Genomic DNA, 25,840 nt, shown 5'->3' with positions numbered 1-25,840 from the left:
TGTTTGTAAATGATGAACCGGTCTCTGTAGACGGTTATTTTTTTATGCTTTCTCCATATTTTTTCCGGTTGATCCATACCAGAATAATTACTCCTATCAGCAATAATGCCATCGCTCCATATGCAATACCTTCTGTGACGTGCAGGCTTTGCGGATCAAAACGCATTTCGATAGTATGCTTACCCGCCGGTACATTCATAGCACGTAAGATGTAATCTGCACGGGCAATATCGGCAGGTTTGCCATCAATGGTTGCCGTCCATCCCGGATAATATATTTCCGAGAATACAACTACACCGTCTTTGGGCGAGGAAGTCTCGTATACTAATTGGTTGGGTTCATAGCCGGTCAACCGGATGGTGGACAGTGAGTCTTTGTAGCCCTCGTTCACCCCTTTCAAGGCCTCTTTAAACTTAGAGTCTACTATAGCGGTTTGTTGGAGGTCGACTTGCCCGATGGCATCGATTTCTTCGTTCGCATTGTTCACGTACTGTACTTTATCTACGAACCACGCATTACCGAAAGCATATGGGTTTTCAATGGGGACTGTTTGCCCTTGTTGCCCGGCAGGGAATATAAAGTACTTTGTATTCAGCATATTCAGTACAGGGAATTTAGCTGCGTTCACACTGTCCATTTGACCGTCTGCTGTTGCTACTTCCTGATAGGCTGCCTGCATTTCTTTGGCAATATGGTGGTCTATCATTTCCTGATAACGGCGGAGTTTGGCAGCATGGTAGCCACCTACGCTCTTGTGCCAATAAGAAGTATTGTTTTCTTCGAATGTATTGCCTGCGAAGTTCAATACACGGTAATCCGGTGATTGATCTTGCAGGATCAGTTCATCTGTCTGACTCTTCCGGAACGTTGCAGCCTGTTCGGATTTCGGGACGAACTGTTCGTCGTACAAGTAGCGTTTGTTTACGCTCCACATGTCTCCCAGGCATAGCAGGGCAATAGCGGCAACAGTCCAGGTCGCTTTCAGTTTTTTTGCGTTGTAAGCCAGTAAGAGCAGGGTACCGATAGTAACGATAAAGAAACTGCGCCAAGCGTCAGAAGTGAAAAGGTGCACACGCATCTCTTCAAGATTAGCCACTATAGGCGATAACTGATCGGCGGGCAGAGCATTCTGCAGGGCTGCCATCTCGTTAGCAGGAATATAAGTCGGGAAGAATAGGCGGGGAGCAATGGCAAAAAGTAGCGCAAGTCCCCCGGTCAGTCCGAAACTGATATAGATATATTTCAGTTTCTCTTTCAGCAGCTCCGGCTTGGTAAGTATCTCTTTCAGGGTGAGAATCGCGAGCAGGGGAATGGTAAACTCGGCAATTACCAGAATGGAAGATACGGCGCGGAACTTATTATACATCGGGATGTAATCGATAAAGAAGTCTGTCAGCCCCATAAAATTTTTACCCCACGAAAGCAGGATAGAGAAAATGGTGGCTCCTAACAGTGCCCATTTCATGGGACCTTTTACAATGAAACAGCCCAGAATGAAAAGCATTAGTACAAAAGCACCTACGTAGACAGGACCGCTTGTCATGGGTTGGTCGCCGAAGTACTGGGTCAGTTGTGAGTAGAGGCTGCTGTACATCGGATTGGCTTTTTCCATTGCCTTTTCACTTCGTGACAATGGCACCGAGGCGCCTCCCTTGACATTGGGGACCAGTAATGAGAATGTTTCGCCGATGCCATAGCTCCATTGGGTGATATAGTCACGATTGAGCCCGCTGCTTGTCTGCTTTGCGGCAGCTCCTTCATATTTCAACTCACTTTTGCCACGCATCGTTTCTTTGCTATACTCGTAAGTGTGGTATAGGCTCGAAAGATTGATGGATACACCGATTAATCCGGCGATAATCAGCACACCGGTAGCTTTGAAGAACTGGGGAAGTTCTTTTTTGCGCCAGGCATCTTCGAAGAATGCACCTACCATGAAGAGAATGACAAACAGGAAATAGTAGGTCATTTGCACATGGTTGGACAGAATCTGCATGGCCATGAACAAAGCAGTGACAATCCCTCCTAACAAATATTTTTTCCGGTAAGCAAGTACAATACCTGCTATTGTAGGTGGTATATAGGCAAGGGTGATGAATTTCCAGATATGTCCGGCAGCAATCAAAATGAAGAAGTAGGACGAAAAGGCCCAGATAATTCCTCCCAACCCCGAGAGCCATGCCGGTATGCCGAATGCCCTTAGCAGGATATAGAATCCGAGCATCATGATAAATGTGAGCCATACGTAGTTTGGGAGAAAAAGATGATATACTTTTTGTACGAATGTCAGTGGCTCGGTGGAGTCGTAACTTGGGGACATCTGGTAGGTGGGCATTCCTCCGAAAAGGGCGTTTGTCCAACGTGTGCGTTCACCTGTTTTTTCATAGTACTCTTTAGCTTCCTGTCCGGCTCCGGCTCCGGCTACGGTGTCGTGCTGGAAGAGAATCCGGTCTTCAGTGATCGCCGGGAAGAAATAGATGAAAGAGATGACTATGAATGCCAGAATGGCAATAAGGTCTGGAAGAAACTTTTTCATTTACGATTAGACGATTTACAATTTATGATTGAGGTTTGACTGTAGGATTAGACGATTTACAATCCGGCTTAACCGTTATTCGTAAATCGTCCAATCGTAACTTTTTAATATCTGTAGTGGTCGGCTTTATATGGGCCGTCAACCGAAACTCCGATATAGGCAGCCTGCTCAGGAGTCAGTTTGGTCAGCTTTACGCCGATCTTTTCAAGATGCAGTCGGGCTACTTCTTCATCCAGGTGTTTCGGCAAGCGATATACGTTGATGTCGTATTTCTTGTTGAACAGCTCGATCTGTGCCAGTGTCTGGTTAGTGAAAGAGTTGCTCATCACGAAAGAGGGATGTCCTGTGGCGCAGCCCAGGTTTACCAAACGGCCGTCTGCCAGCAGAATGATGCTGTGCCCGTCAGGGAAATAATAACGGTCTACCTGTGGTTTGATATTGACACGTTTGATACCCGGGTAATGTTTCAGGGCATCTACCTGAATTTCATTGTCAAAGTGACCGATGTTGCAAACAATGGCCTGATCTTTCATCTGTTCCATGTGATCGATACGGATGATGTCGATGTTACCGGTTGTGGTAACAAAGATGTTACCTTCTTTGCAGGCGTCCTCCATGGTCACTACCTCAAAACCTTCCATAGCGGCCTGAAGTGCACAGATGGGATCGACTTCTGTCACTAACACGCGGGCCCCATAAGAGCGCATGGAGTGTGAACAGCCTTTACCTACATCTCCATAGCCGCATACTACAACTACTTTACCGGCAATCATTACGTCTGTGGCACGTTTAATGCCGTCTGCCAGTGATTCGCGGCAACCATACAGGTTGTCGAATTTAGATTTGGTAACCGAGTCGTTTACGTTGAAGGCAGGGAACAACAACTTGCCTTCTTCCTGCATCTGGTATAAGCGATGCACGCCGGTCGTTGTCTCTTCCGAAACTCCGCGCACTTCAGCCGCTACCCGGTGCCAGCGTTCTTTGTCTTCTGCCAGCACTTTTTTCAGTATGGCGTTCAGTTCTATTTCATCTTCGGCATGTACCTCTTTGTCCAATACGGCAGCATTATTTTCTGCTTCATAGCCCACATGGATCATCATTGTGGCATCCCCGCCATCGTCGACAATCACTGTCGGCCCTTTGCCTCCTTCGAAATTCAGAGCCTGCAAGGTACACCACCAATAGTCTGCCAAAGTTTCACCTTTCCAGGCAAATACGGCAACACCTGAAGCTGCAATGGCTGCTGCTGCATGATCTTGTGTCGAATATATGTTGCAAGAGCACCAACGGACTTCAGCTCCCAAAGCCACCAGCGTTTCAATCAGGACGGCAGTCTGGATTGTCATGTGCAGCGAACCCATGATACGGGCACCTTTCAACGGTTTGGATTCTCCATATTTTTCGCGAAGAGCCATAAGGCCGGGCATTTCTTTTTCTGCCAAGTCGATTTCCTTGCGACCAAAGTCGGCAAGTGTGATGTCTGCCACTTTGTAGGGCAGGGTAGAGAATAATTCTGTGGACATAAATGTAAATTGTTTAAAATATAAAGTGGTGCAAAGATAGAACATTCTGAATAGTAGGGCAAAAGCTATCGGATTTTTTAATCAATAATAACTTCGATTTGTAGGATATTTTTCAGATTTATGTATTATATTTGCAAGTAATCAAATGCTATATACAACAATATAGATTTAAACAGACTGAAATCCATGGGATACTACGAGCATAAAACAAAAGAAGAACTACTGGAGATTGTAGAGAAATTGGAGAAAAAAGTAGAGGGGCTCTCTTCTGAACTCGACTCTCTTAAAAAAGGACGGTTTCGCGAGCGGTACAGTACCCGGATTTTGGATGCTTTGCCCGATATGCTTACTGTTTTTGACCATAATGCCAATATAGTAGAGTTAGCTTCATCACCTACTACGAATCATGTTGAAGGTACGACAGCCGAGAGTATTATAAATTCAAATGTAAGAGATATTGTTCCTGAGGAAGCTTATGAAAGTGTTCGTCAGAACATGGATAAGGTGATTCGTACCGGAAAGAGTTCGATAGCCGAACATTCGTTAACGTTGGACGGTGTTCTTCACCATTATGAAAATCGTATTTTTCCGTTGGATGATCAATATTTGTTGTGTATGTGCCGTGATGTATCACAAGAGACTGAAATGGCAAGAACCAACGAGGCTCAGCGAAGTGAGATCGTACGTCTCAATTCGTTGATGAATGATATTCTGAATAATATTCCTGTCTATTTGTTTGTGAAAGATACAGGGAACGACTTTCGTTATCTTTATTGGAATAAAGCTTTTGCCGAATATTCGGGTATCTCTGTCGAGAGGGCCGTGGGGAGTACAGATGCGGAGATATTTCCGGATAAAAAGGATGCGGAGCGTCTCCGGCAAGATGATTTGAAAGCGATGGAGCTGGGGCGCATTGAGTATCTGGAAACTTATACCACTATGAGTGGTGAAGCCCGTACAGTGACCACCATGAAAACAGTGGTTCCTTCAGGAGGACGGTATCCTTATATCATTGGAGTGTCATGGGATGTGACCGAAACAAAGAAGACGGAAAAAGAATTGATAGCGGCCCGGATCAAGGCCGAAGAGGCCGACCGGATGAAATCTTCGTTTTTGGCAAATATGAGCCACGAAATACGCACTCCGCTAAATGCGATTGTAGGTTTCTCCAAACTGATTATCGAGGCGGACGATGAGTATGAAAAGCGGCAATATGCCGATATCGTAGAGCACAATTCGTCTGTCCTGTTGAATCTCTTCAATGATATTCTCGATCTTTCTGCACTTGAGGCCGGTTCCTTGGAACTTTCTTATCATCCTGTGAAGTTGAAAGATATCTGTCTGCAATTGCATGAATTGTATGTGAAATCGGTTAAACCGGAAGTTCGACTTATGTTGGACGAAGTAGATCCGCAGCTATGCATACAAGGAGATTGGGAGCGCATTTCGCAGATTTTGGTCAATCTGATCACCAATGCCATTAAGTTTACTTCTGCCGGAGAAATTCATTTCGGATTTCAGGAAAAGGCCGATATGGTGCAGTTTTATGTATCGGATACAGGGAAAGGAATCCCTGCAGAAAGGGTGGCTACGATCTTCCAGCGTTTCGGAAAGATAGATGATTTTGTGCAAGGCACAGGGTTGGGACTGACTATTTGCCGTATGCTTGTCGAAAAGATGGGCGGACGAATCTGGGTACGTTCCAAACAGGGCAAAGGAACTGTCTTTTATTTTACTTTACCTGTGAAGCGATAATGATAAGTGATTAACGTTTGGAATTTCTCTCCGGTTAATCACTTATCATGTCTGTTTTTATATAATCTGGATACCTTGTTCTTCGCAGAGTTTCAATCCTAAATCCTTCAGTTTGAATTTTTGTATCTTTCCGCTTCCGGTCATAGGGAACTCATCAATAAAGAAAATATATTTGGGTATTTTGTAGCGGGAGATTTTATTACGGCAGAAGTCCTGCACGTCTGATGCCTGCATGGTTACCCCTTCGTGCAGAATGATGAAGGCGCCTACTGCTTCTCCATACTTTTTAGACGGAATGCCTGATACCTGCACGTCTTTTACTCCTTCAAGCTTATAGAGGAATTCTTCGATTTCACGCGGATAGATATTCTCCCCTCCACGTATGATCATATCTTTGATGCGCCCCGTGATGCGATAGTTTCCATTTTCGTCCTTGATTCCCAAGTCTCCTGAGTGCAGGAAGTTGTTTTTATCTATCACTTCAGCTGTAGCTTGTGGGTTCTTATAATATCCTTTCATGGTGTTATATCCGCGATTGCACATTTCTCCCTGTACGCCGATCGGGCATTCTTCACCTGTTTCCGGATCAAGCACTTTTACTTCTGTGAACTCAAAGTCACGTCCTACAGTGTTGCAGCGTACGTCAAATGGATCGTCAATGCGGGTGGCAGTCATACCCGGAGCTGCTTCAGTCAGCCCGTATACGCTGGTCACCTTCATATACATTTTTTCTTCCACCTGTTTCATCAACTCTACCGGGCAGAGTGAGCCGGCCATGATGCCTGTACGAAGACTCGACATGTCGAACATATCGAACATCGGATGATTTAGTTCGGCGATAAACATGGTAGGTACTCCATAGAGTGCGGTACATCTTTCTTTATGGATGGATGCCAGTACGATGAGTGGGTCAAAGCGTTCAACCATCACCTGGGTACAGCCGTGAGTCAGGCAGTTCATGGTGGCTAACACTACGCCGAAGCAATGGAACAGAGGTACGCAGCAACATAGTTTATCGTCGGCTGTGAATTTCATATGCTCGCCGGTCAGGAAACCATTATTGCTTATATTGTAATGTGTCAGCATGACCCCTTTGGGAAAACCGGTTGTTCCGGAGGTATATTGCATATTTACCACGTCGTGACAGTCGACGCCGGCTTTGAGTTCATTGAGTCTGGTGTCTTCTATATTATCGCCTAATAACAGGATTTCCTGTGTATTGTACATCCCGCGGTGCTTCTCTTGTCCTACATAGATCACATTTTTCATATAGGGGAAACGTTCGCTCTTCAGATGTCCGCGTTCACAGGTTTTCAGTTCCGGAAGCATATTGTAGGTCATCTGAACAAAGTCGCTGTCCTTCTCTCCATTAACAATGCAGAGTGTATGCATGTCCGAGTTCTCGCACAAATATTCCAGTTCAGCTTGTTTATAGTTGGTGTTTACTGTCACGTAGACTGCACCGATTTTTGCACAGGCATATAGCAGAGTCAGCCAGTCCGGTACGTTTGCCGCCCAGATGCCTACATGGGTACCTCTTTCCACTCCGATGGCAATCAATCCTTTCGCCATGTCATCCACCCGTTTGTTGAATTGCTTCCAGGTGAAACGCAGGTTACGGTCGGAGTATACAATGTATTCTTTGTCGGGTGTTGTTTCGGCCCAATGTTCAAGCCACTGACCGAGTGTTTTTTCGTATAGTTGCATGTTTTTAGTATGTGTGGAGCGATAATCGTTGATCATTAAATCGGTGTATAGATCACTGCCAGAATTTTGGCAGCCTGTCCTTCGTAGGCATGAACGTGATGAGGGACGATGGAGTCATAATAGATACTATCGCCTTCCTCAAGCAAGTAGGTGCTCTTTCCGTAACTGATTTCCATGACTCCTTCCATGACCATGATGAATTCCTCTCCTTCATGGGAAGATAGCACGAAATCACTGTCTTGTGTAGGGGCTACATCGATAATGAACGGTTCCATGTGGCGGTCGGCTTTTGACTTGGACAGTGAATGGTACTGCATGTGTTTGCGCGAATGGATGGCGTTGTTTGAAAAGCTGATCGTGTCTGTTGCTTCCATTTTGCGCGAAACAACCGGACCTGTTTCATCCTGGTCGTCGAGGAAAGTCCCCAGACGTACGCCCAATACACGGGCTATTTTGATAAGCGGTGCCAATGACGGCAGGTCAATATTGTTTTCGATACGTTCTATCTGTTCGATAGCCAGTCCCGAGCGTTCGGCAAGTTCTTCTATTGAGATTCCTTTGTTCTCACGGAGTGATTTTATCTTTTCTCCTACGATTTTACTTGTATCCATAATGTTTGAATGTATTTTCCTGGTAAAAGGTTATAATTTAATTCGTTTTGCTGCAAAATTAATGAAATTTTATATCCAAGCAAGGGGAAGGGTAAAAAATAAAAGCCGTTTCTTCCCGATGGAAGAAACGGCTTTTAAATTTTGTTCGCGGTAAGTGATTACTTACGCAAGCCAAGCTCTTTGATGATATCACGATATCTGGTGATATCTTTTGCTTTCAGGTAGTCGAGCAAAGCACGACGTTTACCTACTAACATAGTCAAAGCTCTTTCTGTACTATAATCTTTTCTGTTGAGCTTCATGTGCTCAGTCAGGTGAGTAATACGGTATGAAAACAAAGCTATCTGGGCCTCAGCTGAGCCAGTATCAGTGTTAGACTTTCCGTACTTACCGAAGATTTCTTGCTTTTTAGCAGCGTCTAAATACATAATTAATAAAATTATTGATCTATAAAATGTTTCTTTGAGCGTGCAAAGATAGGCATTATCTTTTATCCCACAATGAATTGCAGGAAATATTTTCTATACTATCCCTTTTTTCTAATCCAATTTTTGTACCTTTGTCGCCAAATAATAGGTATTCTATGCAAAATATTCGAAACATTGCAATTATTGCCCATGTTGACCATGGGAAAACGACTCTCGTCGATAAAATGCTTTTAGCCGGAAACTTGTTTCGCGGCAACCAAACAAGCGGTGAATTAATTCTGGATAACAACGACTTGGAGCGTGAACGAGGGATAACGATTCTCTCTAAAAACGTTTCTATCAATTACAACGGAACTAAGATTAATATTATTGATACTCCGGGACACAGCGACTTCGGTGGTGAAGTAGAGCGTGTGCTCAACATGGCCGATGGGTGTATTCTGTTGGTTGATGCTTTTGAAGGTCCGATGCCGCAAACGCGCTTCGTATTACAGAAAGCTTTGGAAATCGGATTGAAACCGATTGTTGTTATTAATAAGGTGGATAAGCCGAACTGCCGTCCGGACGAAGTACACGAGATGGTGTTCGATCTGATGTTCAGCCTCGATGCTACTGAAGAGCAGCTTGACTTCCCGACAATCTATGGTTCGGCTAAGAACAACTGGATGAGTACGGACTGGAAAGAGCAGACAGACAGCATTGTGCCTTTGCTGGATTGTATTGTAGAGAACATTCCTGCTCCGGAACAATTGGAAGGTACTCCGCAGATGCTGATCACTTCACTCGATTATTCTTCATATACAGGCCGTATCGCTGTAGGACGTGTTCACCGCGGTACGCTCAAGGAGGGTATGAATGTATCCTTGGCTAAGCGCGACGGTAGTATTGTAAAATCTAAAATAAAGGAAGTTCATGTTTTTGAAGGGCTGGGTCGCGTGAAAACGACTGAGGTTTCTTCAGGAGATATTTGTGCTTTGGTGGGTATTGACGGATTTGAGATTGGAGATACGATCTGCGATTATGAAAATCCGGAAGCATTGCCGCCTATCGCTATTGATGAACCGACTATGAGCATGCTGTTTGCCATCAACGATTCTCCGTTCTATGGTAAGGATGGTAAATTTGTAACTTCACGTCATATCCATGATCGTTTGACCAAGGAGTTGGATAAGAACCTCGCATTGCGCGTGCGTAAGAGTGAAGAAGACGGTAAATGGGTAGTATCGGGTCGTGGTGTGCTTCACCTTTCTGTTTTGATCGAAACGATGCGTCGTGAAGGTTACGAGTTACAGGTTGGACAGCCGCAAGTAATTTATAAAGAAATAGATGGAGTGAAGTGTGAACCGATCGAGGAACTTACAATCAACGTACCGGAAGAGTATTCAAGTAAAATCATCGATATGGTGACTCGCCGTAAGGGTGAGATGACCATGATGGAGAATACCGGTGAGCGTATTAACCTTGAGTTTGACATGCCTTCACGCGGTATCATCGGTCTTCGTACGAACGTTCTGACTGCTTCGGCAGGTGAAGCCATTATGGCTCACCGTTTTAAAGAATATCAACCGTTCAAAGGTGATATCGAACGTCGTACCAATGGTTCGATTATCGCTATGGAAAGTGGTACTGCATTTGCTTATGCAATCGATAAACTGCAGGATCGTGGTAAATTCTTTATTTTCCCTCAGGAAGAGGTATACGCTGGCCAGGTAGTGGGTGAACATGCTCACGAAAAAGACCTGGTTGTAAATGTGACTAAGTCGAAGAAACTGACTAACATGCGTGCTTCCGGTTCTGATGAGAAAGCCCGTTTGATTCCTCCTGTACAGTTCTCTCTTGAAGAGGCATTAGAGTACATCAAGGAAGACGAATATGTAGAGGTTACTCCGAAGGCTATGCGTATGCGTAAAGTGCTTTTGGATGAAAACGAACGTAAACGCGCTAACAAGAGCTGATATTTCCGGATATTTATATAATGAAAGGCTGTGCAATTTGCGCGGCCTTTTTGCTTATATATACCGTTCTTCTAATATGTAATATAAAAAAGGACATCCTCACGGACGCCCTTTTTCCAATTTTCCTTTTTTAAATTTGTGTAGTTGCTATAAATCTCTTACCACAACAACTTTATTATATACTAAAAATCAATACTTTTTTATATTTTGATTCCTATTGGAAAACTATTATTCGATAGCAGGCTCGCTTGTTTTGTTTGGCCAGTATGGGTTCTGGTAAAGTACAGAACTGTTGACTGAACGGTCCGGAGACAGTAGCTCCATCTGCCGTATCGGCACCGGATACAAGTAGTATGCCTTAGCGAATGTGTAACCGTCGAATACAGCGTTATTTGCTTTTACGATTGAGTATGGACGTACATATTTACCTAATTCTTTTGCTGACATATTGGCTGTTGAACTACCGTCTGATACAATCTTATATTTAGGCTCGCCTTTGTCGTTTTTCATTGCCACATAGTCATCATAAGCTTCATCCCAGAAGTTGAATCCTTCCGGAACATATTTGGTTGTGAGCAATTGGTCCATAGCTCTCCAACGCATCAGGTCATCCCAACGCATACCTTCACCGATGAATTCGCAACGACGTTCACGGCGGATATTGAATAAAGTTGCGTCTACCAATGTAGAACCGGAGTATTTAGCCCAGTCTACTTCTTTGCTCATATCTGTATTGCGGATGGTTTTTTCGTAATCTGTGTCCACCCCACCACGTTTGCGGATGGCGGTCCAGTATTGGGCTGCTTTTCCATCTACCTTGCCATTTCTCAGATAATATGCTTCCAGATAGTTGAGGTAAGCTTCCACACCACGATAGATGATGCATCCTGTGGTCGACTGGTCGGAACCGGAGATAATCTGATCCTTTTTATAAGTCAGGCATTTACGGATGCGATATCCTGTCAAATCTCTTACTTCTTGCAGCTCAAAGAGAGCAGGTTCGCCGAACTCGGGCATAGTGCCGTCACCATCGGCTCTCGGAGCCTGCTTGTCTTTCTCACCGAATAAGAAAAGTTGCAAGCGCTGGTCACGTCCTTCTTTTTCTTCCTGAACCCTGCTGTCGCCTTTAAATCCGCTGTTGCTGGCATACCAAGGCAATCCGTTCTCCATCAGGAAGGTCTGTACATAGCTTCTCAACATTCCATTGTTTCCACCTGAATAAATATAGTTGGGAGCACCGTGGCTGATGTTGATACTTCCCGAACGAAGATAGTCTTTCCAGAAGAGAACTTCGGAATAACCGCTCATATCTTCGGCAGAGAACATCTCAAAGTAGGGATTCCAACCGGAATATTCGCTGTCGCTAAGCGGATTGAATACCCCTGTGTTTTCAGTCAGTGTGATAGCGTCCGCTACTTGTGAAGCTGCATCCATACACTGGTCGAGGAAGAAGTTGATTTCGGCTGCTACATCAAGTGAGAAATTCGGATGTACGCTCTTTCCCGGCCATGTTTCGTCACCCGGCACGCGGCCTGTTCCCTGATGATATTTCTCAAATGTAGCTTCGTATAATGCCACACGTGATTTGATCAGCAAAGCACACTGTTTGTTCAGGCGATTGTTGTTCATGAAGCCTTGGTTTTTCATTAACCCGATGGCTTTGTCGAGATCTTCGAGAATGAAGCGGGCCACTTTATTACGTGGCTGACGTACACTCTTTTCAATCAGTATCGCTTCATCATCCGGAAGCACCTCAGTGATGATAGGGTAATCTCCGTATTTGCGTAGCTGGTTGTAATATACCAATGCACGCATAAAATACATTTCACCGATGTAGTGTTTGAGGTCATCTTCTGATCCCGAGATCTTTCCGGCTTCGTATTTAGGCAATACCTGTTCGAAGAAGTAGTTGCAATAGCGGGCCAGTGACAATCCGTTGGACCAGTTGTCATTGTTTGAAGGTACTTTCCAGATCCCTTTTTCATAGTAGGTAGAGTTATAACCACCTACTACCATGTTGTCTGTACCGCCATCATTGTTTACCGTACCGGCATTCCATCCGCTATGTGTTGAGAACATAGAGTTGTATTTTGAAATAGTATATGCTGCCAGGTGGTCTGCAGTTTGGAAATACTCTTGCGGAGTGACTTGATCCAGCGGCTCTCTGTCCAGAAAGTCGTTGCACGAAGTCAGAGCCATGGATGCTCCCGCTACGAGGCAAGCCTGCGCCACGATATATTTCATTTTAATTTTCATATTCTTGGTGTTTTTTAGAAGTTAACATTTAAACCGACTGAAATGACTCTCTGCAACGGATACAGTTTACCGTTGTTCGCATCATATGTACTTCCGATTGCTTCCGGGTCGAAGATGCCTGTGATATCGGAGAAAGTAAGCAAGTTGTCTCCGGATACATAGACACGTACAGACGACATGCCTGCCTTTTCTGTCCATGTTTTGGGCAAAGTATAACCTATCTGGATATTTTTCAGACGGCAATAAGCTGCGTTTTGCAAATAACGGCTTTGTACATTCGTATTCTTACCGCCGTTTCTTGCTACACGTGGGTAGTAAGCGTTGGTGTTTGCTCCCAGAGGGTCACCTTCCGGACGCCAGAAATCCCAATGTTCCTTGAAGCCGGCAGCCTGCCATTGTCCAAGGCCGGTTGATCCCCAGAAGTACGGGCCCTGCAGCCAATAGTCACGTTTGCCGATGCCCTGGAAGAACGCGCGGAAGTCAATTCCTTTCCAGCTTGCATCGATAGTCAGACCGTAGTTAAAGCGTGGAGTACTGTTACCCAAGATTACGCGGTCGCCTGTATCTCCCAGTTTATTGCTTCCTGTGCTGATCTTGCCATCACCGTCGAGGTCGGCATACATGATGTCGCCTGCTCCCCATTTACTACCCAAGGCCGATTGGTCTACTTTTGCCAGATGGGCGTCCATTTCTTCCTGGCTTTGTGCGATACCGATTGTCTTGTATCCCCAGATATTATTGAGTTTCTGGCCTTTGTAATAAGTACCGATGTTGTAGTCTTCATTCGGATATTTCAGGATTTTCTGCTGAGAATCAGACAGAACGAATTTCACGCCATAAGAGAAATCCTGGATACGGTCTCTCCAACCCAGTTCAAGTTCAAAACCGTAGGACTTCATATCCGCATTATTGATCTTTGGCACTCCTGTACCTAAAGATGCAGCCAATTCGGGAGCCGGACCGATCATATCGTAAGTATAACGAACGAAGTAGTCGAACGAACCGGTCAAACGGTTGTTAAACAATCCCCAATCTAAACCGACATCCCATGTTTCGATGGTTTCCCATGTTTTCTTCATGCTGACAATGCCCGGATTGTTGGCGTAGTTAGGTAATGCACCGTTCAGTAACCAACCATAATTGGAGCCTGTAGGCATAGTCTGATAGAAAGGATACCATGCGTCTTTGGTATCTGTATTACCTAATTGTCCCCAAGAAGCACGGAGTTTCAATGTACTGATGCTGCATTTTTCGGCGATTCTTTCAAAGAATGGTTCTTGTGCAACGTTCCATCCGGCAGAGAATGAAGGGAAGAATCCCCAACGTTTGTCACCTATGAAACGTGACGAACCGTCGTAACGTCCGTTAGCTTCCACCATGTATCGGTCTTTATAATTGTAGTTAATACGTCCAAAGAAACCGGCTACGGCATTGTGGGCATATCCTCCCCATGCTTTCGGGTCTTCAGTGGCTGTATTGATGGTAGGCACTGAACTTGAAATCAGTGTACTCTTTTGAGCCTGGACATAACGGGTTTTATAAAGCTCACTGTTGAAACCGGCCATAACTTTGAAGTAGTGTCCGCTGTCAAACTGTTTAAAGTAGTCCGAATAGATGTTGGTCGTGTAGTAGTTTTCTTTATATGAATACTCGTTTACCTGAGAGAGGCCGAGTGCACCGCCGTTCCATGAAATCAGGTACGGTTCGTTATCTGCGTTGTATGCATACACCGGCAATACATCCCAGTGTTCGTTCGTGTTCGTTGTGCGTAAACTACCTTCCACGTTGATTCTCCAGTTTTTGATGGGTTCGAAAATGAACTGTAGCTGTTGGGTGTTCAGGTCTTTTTGGTTGATCTGTTTTCCACCGTTTTCCAACTGTTCGATTTCCATGCCGTCTACCGGATGTCCGTTCGGGTCGTAAGCCGGGTTAGTCGGCCAGCGGCGGGCGATGTTGTGGAAGAAGAGACCTGTCAGATATGACGGGCGGTCAAAGTCTTCGCGTGTCCATTTGGTTGAGTAAGTGACAGTGAACCAGTCAGCAATCTGGCTTGTGATTTTACCGTTCATCGTATAGCGTTGGAAATTATCGCTACCATGACGAAGCAGACCATTTTGGTCGAGGAAGCTTCCGCTGATAGTATATTGTGTCTTTTCTGTACCTCCGCTGATACTCAGGCTGTGTTCTTGTGACGGAACCCAGTCATTATAGAATTCCTTGAACCAGTCGGTATTGGCATTAGCACCGCCATAAGCCTGCCATTTACGGGTTTGTTCGTTCATGGTCATTGTCTCTTTCAGGGTTCCGGCTTGGTAGGCAAGAATACGGTCGAGTGCTTCTTGGCTGAATGGACCTGAGTCACCGGCATTTTCGGCTGCACGGTTGAAGTATTGTGCGAATTGATAAGAGTCCATCATTTCCGGTACACAGAGTGCGTCAGAGAAACGTACGTTACCGTTATAGCTGACCCTTGCTTTACCGCTTTTACCACTCTTGGTTGTAACGAGGATTACACCGAATGCAGCGCGGGCACCATAGATAGAGGCAGAAGCTGCATCTTTCAGTACAGATACATTTTCGATGTCGTTCGGGTTAACTGAGTTCAGGTCGCCTTCAATGCCATCGATCAAAATAAGAGGAGAAGAACCTGAACCATCACCAATAGTACCGGCACCACGGATATTGATACTCATCGAGCTGTCCAGTGCACCTCCGGAGTTGCCAACCGAGAGGTTCAGACCTGGGACTACACCTTGCAAAGCCTGCGATACGTTTTGTACCGGTCGGGCTTCAAGTACGTCGGAGCTGACCATGCCGACGGCACCGGTCACGTTCACTTTCTTTTGTGAACCATAGCCCACAATAACGACTTCATCCAATACCTCTGCATCTTCTTTCATCGTAATGTTGAGGACTGTACCTTCTGCCTTGACAGTTACGGTTTTGTAGCCGATGTAAGAAATTTCAAGTGTAGCGCCTTTAGGTACGTCAAAAGAGAATTTACCATTCAGGTCGGTGATAGTTCCCATGGTGGCATTGTCTTTCACTTTGACGGATACACCAATCATAGCTTCCCCATTTTGATCTACCACGGTACCGGTAGCTTTTACTTTTTGCTGTTGTACAGTGGTGATTTCGTGTTTTTCGTAAGTATCGGCTGCCGCTTGCTGAGGTGTTGCACACCATAGCATGATAGAAGCAGCGATTGCCATTTTCAGGCGATTTGTTTCTCGAAACCGGATTAGGTTCGGAAACAGGTTAGTTTTTTCTGTCATACACTAAATTGTTCGGTTAAACATTAATTTGATAGTTTGTTTTAGGATTCCGGATTCGATTGTATTTCCGGAATAGGTTTGTAAAGGATTCGTTTTTTCTACTTCATAAGCGCAATTATTAGAGGTTAATGTATGTATGTCATTTCTTTCCTATTCCTTTCAGAACGATGTTGCCCTATTGATTTAACTGTTTGTTTTTTGTGTTAAGTTCTCACGGAACTTGGAAAAAGGTAATAAGTTTGCCATCAGCTATCTTTTGTGTTTGTCTTTCGTTATTTTTCTTTATTGTTGGGGCCTGTATTAGTGGTTACAGAGGGTTCAGATAGTTGATTATGTTAAATGGTTACATAATTATGCTATTCTGATGATGAATATTGCGCAAATAAAAAGTAGTTTCTTTTCTACCGTCTTCTTATAGGATGATATATTTTATTTATTGCTAATCTGTTTTTAATAGATTGGCAGTACTATAAAAAGAGATAATGAAAAATATTATTATGTTTTCTTGCGTATTATTAAAACTTATCGCATCTTTGCCAAAAGATACTGTGAGTTTATAAACACATGATAACCTGTGTTAACGAAAAATATTAAATGGGAATAGGGCGAAGATTAAAGCATACTTGAAGAAAAGATCTAAATGTGATAAGTTCCGTGAGAACTAAATTTCTTCTCTTTTTTTATTTTAGCAATGAGATTCTCTTAATTATAGAAACTTTCTTTTGTTTACTTGATTCTTTTTATTGAGATTTTATTTTTCTTCCGATTTTCTGTCTTGTTTGGCATTGTTCGTTTCTATATTGGAATGATACCCCTCCCTAAAATGGAAATGTTAAATTTGATACTTTGTAGATCTTATAAAAATATGGTAGAACAACAGTAATAGTTGGATACAGCCTGAATGGCATGTGTGTATGGGGGACTGTGTGAAGACTTTCTTTTATAAGTAGGAATAACGATGTGACGAAATAATAATATCCCCGGAGGAAAAATATTTTTCCTCCGGGGATATTATTTTATCATCCTACTATGAAGTATTATTTGACGATCAGGCGATCGGCTTCTACTGCCAATTTATAAACTTTGCCTTTGCTTGTTTTGAAAGAAAGAGTTTTATCGCCATATCTTACTGTACATGGTTCACCGGCTTTCGAGAAAACGGTGGCTTCTGCAAGTTGTCCGTTTTTCCATGACATATCCACCTCAAAGTTCCCTTTTGCACAAATTCCGCTTATACTTCCGTCCTTCCAAGCGTCCGGTAATGCAGGGAGTAATTGGATGAATCCCATGTGACTCTGCAACAGCATTTCTGTGATACCTGCGGTACCTCCGAAGTTCCCGTCGATTTGGAAAGGCGGGTGAGTATCCCACAGATTATCCAGTGTACCGTTTTTCAGCAGGTTACCGAAAAGCTTGTAAGCATGGTTGCCATCTTGCAGACGTGCCCATTGATTGAGTTTCCATCCCATGCTCCATCCGGTTGCTCCGTCACCGCGATGTTCAAGTACCACTCTTGCGGCTTTAGCCAAGTCGGGAGTGGTGATAGGCGAGAGGGTATGTCCCGGATGCAGTCCGAAGAGATGGTTTACATGACGATGCTCGTCTTTGGGATCATCGATGTCTTTCGACCATTCCATCAGCTGCCCGTAACGTCCTACCTTGTATGGAGCCAGATGTGCCAGTACCTCTTGCCACTGTTTGCGTTCTTTGCTGTCTACTCCGAGTACTTTGCTTGCCTCGATGGCGTCCAGCAAAATCTCGCGGATCACGGCATGCACAAAGGTAGTCCCTTCGTCAATCGGTCCGTGTTCGGGCGAAGTGGAAGGAGCTGCCGTATAGGTTCCGTCCGGTTTACGCCATAAGAAATCAGTAGCAAACTGAGCACTGCTCTTAATCAAATCGTATCCGGTTTCTTTTAAGAATTTCTTGTCACGGGTATAATCATAATATTCCCAGATGTGTGTTGCCAGCCAGGGACCGGCCATCGGATTAAAGTTCCACGACATATCTTCGCTTTCGAGCGGGGCGGTAAATCCGAAGATATTGGCTGAAATGGATGCGGTCCATCCTCTTGTTCCGAAGTAAGCCTGTGCTGTTTTCTGTCCCGGTTTTACCAGTGTACGGATAAAGTCCACCAACGGAAGTGTACATTCATTGAGGTTAGTCGGGCAAGCCGGCCAGTAGTTCATCTGTATATTGATGTTGTTGTGGTAGTCCACTCTCCATGGTCCATCTACGTTATTGTGCCAGATACCTTGCAGGTTGGCAGGCATGTTACCCGGTCTCGAACTGGCGATAAGCAGGTAGCGTCCGAACTGATAATAGAGTTCTTCCAGATAAAAGTCCGGTTGTCCTTTCCGGTAGTTTTGCAAACGCTTGGCTGTAGGCAGATTGGCACTTTGCTGATCCGGATTCAACTGCAACTTCACCCGGTTGAACAAGGTAGCGTAGTCATCATAATGTTGCTTGAACAATACATCATATCCCATGCTTACGGCATTGTCCATCCATTGGCGGGTGGTTTCGGCAGGGTTTACTCCTACATATGTTTTGGGATTCTTGAAGTCCGGATCAAAGTTTATTTTATAGTCCGTATCCGCAGTGACGAGGAATACTGCTTCGTCCGCGTCCTTTACGGTTATTTTTCCGTCTGCGTTTGACAATGTTCCGCCTTTAGTGGTGGCATGGATGCGTACAACATACTGCATACCGTTATTGTCGAGGTGGGCAGTGTATGTGAGTCCGTTATTGCCATCGGTTGTCATACTTCCCATTGACACCGGATTGGGAGCATAGCTGAAAGTCAGGTTTTGCTTGCCCGGACGGTCTGCCTTGAAACGGATTGCCATCACATTGGCCGGATAGGAAATGAAGTAACTGCGCTCGTAGGCTACGTCATCTTTCTTGAATTGCACTACGGCCAGTGCCGAGTCCAGTGAGAGAATACGTTTGTAACCGCTCATGTTCACAGCACTCAGCCCGGTTTCTACGTAAAATTCTCCCATAGTGGTAAAGTTGCCAAAGCGGAAAGGCTTTTCACGATTCGATTCGTAAGGCACTTCGCTATTGAAATTTTTACGTGTCAGCATTGCAGCCTTCTTCTGGTCTCCTTCGCTGAAGGCCTGGCGTATTTCGTCCAGTACGTGTGCCGATTGCTTGTTCACATTCCAGTAGGCTTCTGCTCCTTTTGAGGTGTTAGGTCCCCCTCTCCAGAGAGTTTTCTCATTGAAAGTGATGCGCTCTGCCTCTATCGAGCCCATGATGTTGGCACCGATGCTTCCGTTTCCTATCGGTAAAGATTGTGACTCCCAGTTGGCATCCGGGTTTCTGGCTGTGTCTCCTGCACTTTCCGGTTTGCTCTCGCCTTTCCAAAGGTCGGGACGGCTTCCGTACCAGATAGCTCTTCCTTGCAGTGTGTTCGGTGTGTCGAACCAGATGGAGAGCCCTTGTGTGTAATCGGTAGCATGGACATGTGCAGCCGGCAGGGCAAACAAGGCAGTGAAGAGAAGTGAGTAAAGTTTCTTCATGTTTTTGGTGTTATTAGGATTAGTTAGTATTGGTTGATCATAGTCTGCACAAAGATAAAGAAAAACCTTGAATCTTGTGCAGACTATAAAATGTTTACTTTGGGATTATATAGATCAGCCAACCTTTTCGGGGAGCTGTCACAATCGGAGCGTTAATGTCCCATTCAGTGGCTTGTTGCATGTCCGGAATCCCGGGTGCCATGAGTTTCACCTGTTGTGGATCCAGCCCTGTCTGTTCCCAGTCTATGTTCAGCTTTACGGTCTTCACTTCATCCGAATAATTACCTAAGGATAACAGGACTTTTCCCGGCTTGCGGTAGGCAGTGACTTTGACAGCTTCGTCGGATGTGGAGACGGCCGGGTGTTCTTCCCAGAATCCGAGCATGGCGGCATCTGCAATGCCGAATGAATCCCATACCTTCCATACCTGTCGCGGATCGCAGTTGACTCCTTCCGTATACCATGGATAACGAACGGTCATTCCATATTGCATTCCCAACCATGCGTTACCTCCTCTGTACAGCATGTCGCCTGTTAGTCCGAACGGAATACCTGATGACTCTACGAGCCAGTTGGCCGGAGTCATTTTATCATAAAGGAAGCTCTCGCCGAACCATAGTTTGTCTACATACGGGAAGAACTCCGTATATTGATTGGCAGGTCCCCTGGAAAATCCAGTATTCGAATGCAAGTCGATCAGGCATCCCTGTTTTACGCTTTCCATTGCCCGGCGCATTCGTTTCAGGATACGGCGGTCGAAGGAAACGTCATCCAGATAGATACCGTCGATATCCAGGTTCTGTACCATCCAACGTAGTCCTTCTATATAGTAGTTGTACCATCGGGAGTCTCCTTCCGCTGTTAGTATGGATGCATCGGCCGTGATACCCTGTTCGTTGGTATAGTCAAAGTGTTCGTACCACTGCGGCGTATAATCCGTTACGAAGTGTTCGCGGCACCAAGGGAATCCTCCGCCGTCTCCGCCTCTCAGTATTTCATGTCCCAAGCTGCGGATGGCCCATATCTCGGCGGTAGCGTTGCTTAGTTCGCGCAGCGTATAGTATATCTTTACTTTGCATCCCTGGGCATGCCACTCTTTGGTGAATTCTTTTATCTTATCGACTGTCAGGAAGGGATAGTTGATAAACGGGTTGTAGCCGTTTCCCTGATGGACGTTGATGATGCGTACTCCTGCGTCGATGTCCGCCTGTGTCGGTGTGGGTTTGGGGCCATTGTGATAATAGCGGTCCGTGAACTGACTTTTCATATTCAGTGGTTTTACCGGGGTGACAATCATGGCAAAGTCGAAGGTAATGGATTGGTCGGTTTCCAGCGTACGTGCTCCGCTATATGCCACGGCTTTCACTCCATCAGCCTCTTTCCGTATAGAGAAGCCGCCCTTACCGCCGTTAAACCAGCTTTCCGGATAGGCCGGACGATACAGATTCAACAGCGGACCGCTGTAGGTGCTGCCTCTGAATTCACAGTGGATACCTGCATGTTCGTTTCCGATCCAGAAACTGTCGAATGGCCATAACCATTGTTGTTCTTTGGATGTGGGGATAGACACTCCGAAATTATTCACCGTTTTCTCGGGGGCATCCCATTTTCCGTCATACTGTTGAGGAGTGGCTTGTCCCGGAAGACCCATGCCCAGGAAGTAAGTTCCTATTTCATTTCTGACCGGCAATACCAAACGGATATCTTTCACCTCTATTCGCTTTTTAGGGGTAATGGTATATATATAATTCATCCATCCGTCGAACTCCATGATTGCTTTGCAGTCTACGGCTACATCTTCATCTTCGGCTCTCCAACTTCCTGCGACATGGCCTGCTGTCTGTTCCGTCAGTTGGGGGCCTGCTTTCAGTTCTTTCACTCCGCTGTCCGTTTGTATCACAAACTGTACGGGACTACTCAGCACATCGTTATTCCACGAACGTATTTGTGCCGGTAATCCTGTGGTTTCGTCCACCGTTATGGTGCGTCCCAGACATCCGATACGGTTTTCTTCCATCGTCATAGCTGTGTAAGGAGCAGTGGGGGTGTCGGTAATGCCCAAGGTTGAATTCAACCATCTCAGGCGGCTGTATCTCCACAATTCACTGTCCCCTCTGTCGGGCAGTGGATTCCCCGTGATCCGTATGCTTACGGGGATTGTACCTTGCGCTCCGGCGGCATTGCTGATAGTGATAGTGCCCGTGTAAACGCCTTCTTTCTGTCCTCCGGGAATATCTATTCCAAACCAAAGGGCCTGCACTTTTCCTTCGGCTACGTTTACTTCTTTCTTGAAGGTCTTTCCGTAAGGGTCTGTACCTTCCACATTAAAACAAGTGATGGCGGTTGCCGGAATTATTTCTTCGCCACACCGGAGGGAAGAAGCCTGATAACCGATCCGGTCGGCCTTGTTTCCGGCAGCCCATACTCCGATTTGGAAAGTATAGTATTCATTGGGAGCTGCTTCTCCTCGAAACAGCTCCCCCTGTTTATGTGTCAACCATTTAGTGGGGAGGTCGTTGCGCATCCGGATGGGATATCTGCGGTCCTCTGCAAACAGATAGAGTGCAGCTTTGTTCCGATTGATGTAGTTCTCTTTCTCTTTTGCCGTGGAGGCTATTTCCATCGGGTAAAAACTGTCGAAAGCCTGTCGTGCCTCAACTTTTACCACTGTGGCTTGCGGGTTTCTCCGGGTCGTTTGGGCTTGGATCAGCCAGGTTGTGTCCGGTGTACTCTCTTTCGGAAGGTATCCGCCGCCATAGAACCCATATCCTGTTTGTACCCGGTAGGGCAAGTAATAGAAGTAGTAAGTACCTTCTTTCTCTACCGGACCGAATTGCAGACGGCAGTGTTCATTGTTCACTTCCATCCGGCGGATGTTGCGGACGGTATCTCCGGTTGCTGCATGGATAATCAGGAACCGCTTGTTGTCCACATCCTTATCCGGACGCCGCCATTCAAAGTCGAGAGTCACGACTTGTGCCGGTTTTTCTATTTGCAGTACGGCCCGGTGATTTCCGAAGGACTCTTCCCACGGGCGGGAAGGAACTTCGTACAGATAGTTCTGCGATTTTTGGGCTTTTATCAGCCCTGTGCCTCCTGCCATAAGCAGCAGGAGTGCGAGTGATAGTACATGTCTTTTCATACTTATAAAGATTGTTTGTTAAACGCTCTGTCTGCTTGTATGTGATTAGATCTTCAGGAATATCTTCTGTTTATACATGATCCTCAGAATAAGAAATACAATCAGATAATTGGCAAAGCTGAGCCATACCGGATAATAACCGCCCAGGTATTGCTCTAATCCGTAACTGACAGATGCTGCTATGCAGCGGAAGTTGACCACCTCCCCTAAAACATAGGCTGTGATTGAGTTCATTCCATATATTTTCAGCCAGTTCAGTCCGCGGCTGTGTCCTTTATAGTCTATCCAGTAATAGAAGGCACCCATCAGCAGAAAGCAAAGTCCTCCTGAGAAAAGTGTCATGCTGCTTGTCCACAGCCGTTTGATGATCGGCATTTGCAGACTCCATACCAGCGAGAAAGCCACCAGGGCTATGCCGACCACCAGCAATGTCCGTACTACTTTCCGGCGGTTATCTTTACCGGCTTTCATTATCTTTCCGGCAAAAGTACCCAGCATTACGGTAGCTCCGAAGGTGAGGCTGCTCCATATCCAGGTGTAGTTATAATGCGGAGAGAAGTTCCAGGTACCGTCTTCATTCCAATATACCCCGTCACGGAAACGTCCCAATACCAGCTTGTCTATCTTTTCGGCAAAGTTTCCTTCCGGTGTAAAGTCCCCCAGCAAGGTCATTGGGGCCCAGTAGATTAATAATAGCAGGGCAGTAACGATCAGTTGCCGGCGGAAGCTGCAATGCAACAGGATGATGGCTGCAATCAGATAGCCTGTGGCAATGGCTTGCAGGGTATTGGAATATAGATACAAGTATTTGGGGTTGAGGCCCAACAGATTGCCTTGTACAATCATTCCGAAAATAAACAACAGGATGAAACGCCTGATGATTTTACGGTAGATGGGACCCTTATCCGGATCGTCTTTAAACTTCGAGAAAGAGAAGGGCATGGAAGCTCCTGTCATGAAGAGGAAAAGGGGCATCACCAGATCCCAGAAGCGGAACCCTTCCCACACTTCATGATCGAACTGAGAAAGGATACTGTTCAGCCAGGGAGTGTTGAGTTGGTGTGCCAATGCCCATAACACCGGTTGGAAAAAGACGAGTAGAAAGAGGTCGAATCCTCGCAGAATGTCCAGTGACGCCAAGCGGGACGGGGTGTTCGATAAAGGTTTGTTCATAAGTCGGGTGGGTTATTTAAGCGTTGTTTTCAGATGGTTTCTTTTCATGTTTTCTGTTTTTATGTTCCGCCCCAACACTTCTCCTTCGAACACGGTGCTTTCTATCACTGCATTTTTGCAGCCGTTCAGATAGAAGGTATACGGGTTGCCGGATGTGGCGGGGAAGGTTCGTGTACGGGTAATGGTGTTATTCCTGAATAAGAGTCCTGCCGTACTTTTGGCATAGAGTACCGGACAATCGAATGTCTTGAAAGTATTGTTCTCGATACGGATGTTCTGATGAACCGGATGCGAGGCATCAACGATTTTGTTGGAAGGATGTATGGCGATGACGGCATGCCCCGGACCTCCGTTGTAGGCACAGTCTATGAAAGTATTCCCTTTGATCCATACATCTTTTACCGGTCCCGATTCATACCATCCCTCGGCATCAGCTTCGATCAGGATAGCACTCATTCCTGTTTTGTAGTACGTATTGTTCTCTATCACTACTTTTCTTGGAGTAGTAACCAAAGTACCTCTTGTACTGGTTCGTGTAAAGTAACTGTTACGTATCTCCACTTCCGGCGTGCAAGTCATGTTTTCTATACAATCATGGTTGAGTTCCATACTTGTCGGTATATCCCGGTCAAAGCGAACTTCCAATATCCTGTCTGATATTCGTGCTACATTCCGGACTGTTGCCCGGGCAAAGCGTTCCATGGTAGCCGCCCTGACAAAAGCCACTGTGTCTCCCTTGAAATAAGCGTTGAACCCATAGCTTTGTCCGTGCATAAATCGTAATCTGAGTGTTTGCGCATCTACTTTTTCAATGGCTCTCAGATTGGTCCCGTGCACATTTACCGGATCGTCTTGCGCTCCGGCAAAATAACAGCTATCGATAAGAATTTTTCCCTTGCATCCTGAAAAGTGCATCATGTCTGCTGAGGCTGCCAGTAGCCTGCCGCTTCCCGGGCGGGGGGCACACCTGACTCTGTCCATCGTTACATTCTCGGTATACTGGCTGACGATGCCTAACCCATGCATATAATGCATTTGCACTCTGCTTAGTGTAATGTCTTTGCTTTCGAGTATGAAAAGCCCTACCTGGTCACGGATTATATCACGAATGGTCAGCGTATTTCCCACTTTAGGCGTGAATCCTGCCGGGGTTGTAAAACGAATGATTCCGGGAGAAATCTCTTGGGCGGCAGAGTTTGCCAGTATATTCCATCCTTGGCTGTATGTGAAAGATTCCGTATCCGGGTCGTATTCGATGCAATGATTCTTGTTTGAACGCCATCCTTCGCCATACAGGTTGATTTTTCCATTTACGATTTCATAGCGTGTGTCGGGGTGTACGGATACTTCTGTTTCTCCTTCGGTCACTTTCTTATATTGAACCTCAGAACCTGCCGGCCGTTCAAAGTCGATATGCAGGTTGTTGATTCTTATGTGGTTACAATGCTCCAGAGCAAGGGTTGTCATCTTTCCATGATACATTAGTGTGGCTCCGTTTCCTTCGATGGTCAGGTCATTGATTTTGTCCAGCATCAGTCCCACAGTCTTTACTTTCGAAGGGCATTCCTGTTCTGTCGATGTATTTGAAATGAAGTATTCTTTGCGGGTAGCTCCTTCGGGCCAGATGTCATAGCGTCCGTTGGGGAGTGAAAGCACCTTGGCTCCTGTACGTTTACATTCATCAATAGCTGCCTGTATTTGCGTAACGCAGTTTTCGTACGAGTACGGGGTTGCTCCGAAATCGGTGATGTAGATGGTATCTTTCTGTTGCGCATAGGCGGTAGCGCAAAGCAAAGAAAATGCGGATAAGATGTGCAGATACTTTTTCATGGTATTTAATCTCTCGTTTTTATATATTATTTAATAAGATCAGTGACGGAAACTATTGAGGGATCTAAAGGTATATAATTTTTCCCGATAAATACAATATCTGTACCGGTAACTGACTCTCA

General features: G+C 45.5%; 13 protein-coding genes. 2 read left to right on the top strand and 11 right to left on the bottom strand.

From position 1 onward, the window contains the following. Positions 1-34 precede the first annotated feature (34 nt). A complete protein-coding gene (locus ISX59_RS18040) occupies positions 35-2,536 on the bottom strand; it encodes a YfhO family protein (RefSeq protein ID WP_032539119.1) in 2,502 nt (833 codons plus the stop codon). 104 nt (positions 2,537-2,640) lie between these two features. Then, the gene (gene ahcY / locus ISX59_RS18035; RefSeq protein WP_005781763.1) at positions 2,641-4,059 is read right to left on the bottom strand and encodes an adenosylhomocysteinase; all 1,419 of its coding nucleotides are present in this window, start codon (positions 4,057-4,059) and stop codon (positions 2,641-2,643) included. A 186-nt stretch (positions 4,060-4,245) separates the two neighbouring features. Here ahcY and ISX59_RS18030 point away from each other — a divergent pair, with 186 nt between their 5' ends. Then, entirely contained in the window at positions 4,246-5,814 is a 1,569-nt protein-coding gene (locus ISX59_RS18030; RefSeq protein WP_005822395.1) for a PAS domain-containing protein, read from the top strand. Positions 5,815-5,871: 57 nt separating this feature from the next. On the opposite strand, the gene ISX59_RS18025 is transcribed toward ISX59_RS18030, so the two are convergent. From ISX59_RS18025 to rpsO, 3 genes are all read right to left on the bottom strand, one after another. After that, entirely contained in the window at positions 5,872-7,521 is a 1,650-nt protein-coding gene (locus ISX59_RS18025; RefSeq protein ID WP_032535413.1) for an AMP-binding protein, read from the bottom strand. Between the two features lie 35 nt (positions 7,522-7,556). Further along, the gene (locus tag ISX59_RS18020; protein ID WP_005781772.1) at positions 7,557-8,132 is read right to left on the bottom strand and encodes a helix-turn-helix domain-containing protein; all 576 of its coding nucleotides are present in this window, start codon (positions 8,130-8,132) and stop codon (positions 7,557-7,559) included. Between the two features lie 158 nt (positions 8,133-8,290). Then, on the bottom strand, positions 8,291-8,560 hold the full coding sequence (rpsO, locus tag ISX59_RS18015) for a 30S ribosomal protein S15 (RefSeq protein ID WP_005781774.1): 270 nt from the start codon (positions 8,558-8,560) through the stop codon (positions 8,291-8,293). A 155-nt stretch (positions 8,561-8,715) separates the two neighbouring features. On the opposite strand from rpsO, the gene typA reads away from it, so the two are divergent. Then, positions 8,716-10,515 carry a translational GTPase TypA gene (gene typA, locus ISX59_RS18010; protein ID WP_005811760.1) on the top strand — a complete coding sequence of 600 codons (1,800 nt, stop codon included), beginning with the start codon at positions 8,716-8,718 and terminating at the stop codon, positions 10,513-10,515. Between the two features lie 228 nt (positions 10,516-10,743). Here typA and ISX59_RS18005 read toward each other — a convergent pair whose 3' ends face one another. From ISX59_RS18005 to ISX59_RS17980, 6 genes are all read right to left on the bottom strand, one after another. Next, positions 10,744-12,771 (bottom strand): RagB/SusD family nutrient uptake outer membrane protein, encoded by a 2,028-nt coding sequence (locus ISX59_RS18005; RefSeq protein ID WP_005781777.1) that lies wholly within the window; start codon positions 12,769-12,771, stop codon positions 10,744-10,746. Positions 12,772-12,785: 14 nt separating this feature from the next. Continuing rightward, a complete protein-coding gene (locus tag ISX59_RS18000) occupies positions 12,786-16,046 on the bottom strand; it encodes a TonB-dependent receptor (protein ID WP_220576132.1) in 3,261 nt (1,086 codons plus the stop codon). Between the two features lie 1,037 nt (positions 16,047-17,083). Further along, a complete protein-coding gene (locus ISX59_RS17995) occupies positions 17,084-19,573 on the bottom strand; it encodes a glycoside hydrolase N-terminal domain-containing protein (protein ID WP_220576131.1) in 2,490 nt (829 codons plus the stop codon). A 94-nt stretch (positions 19,574-19,667) separates the two neighbouring features. Next, the gene (locus ISX59_RS17990; RefSeq protein ID WP_220576130.1) at positions 19,668-22,715 is read right to left on the bottom strand and encodes a glycoside hydrolase domain-containing protein; all 3,048 of its coding nucleotides are present in this window, start codon (positions 22,713-22,715) and stop codon (positions 19,668-19,670) included. Positions 22,716-22,760: 45 nt separating this feature from the next. Beyond that, entirely contained in the window at positions 22,761-23,888 is a 1,128-nt protein-coding gene (locus ISX59_RS17985; protein ID WP_220576129.1) for an acyltransferase family protein, read from the bottom strand. A gap of 12 nt (positions 23,889-23,900) precedes the next feature. Further along, the gene (locus ISX59_RS17980) at positions 23,901-25,718 is read right to left on the bottom strand and encodes a right-handed parallel beta-helix repeat-containing protein (RefSeq protein ID WP_220576128.1); all 1,818 of its coding nucleotides are present in this window, start codon (positions 25,716-25,718) and stop codon (positions 23,901-23,903) included. Positions 25,719-25,840 lie beyond the last annotated feature (122 nt).

It is taken from the genome of Bacteroides sp. FSHCM14E1, from assembly GCF_019633785.1.
Classification (GTDB): domain Bacteria; phylum Bacteroidota; class Bacteroidia; order Bacteroidales; family Bacteroidaceae; genus Bacteroides; species Bacteroides hominis.
The sequence above is the reverse complement of the archived record's forward strand: the minus strand, read 5'-3'. Positions and strand labels throughout refer to the sequence as shown.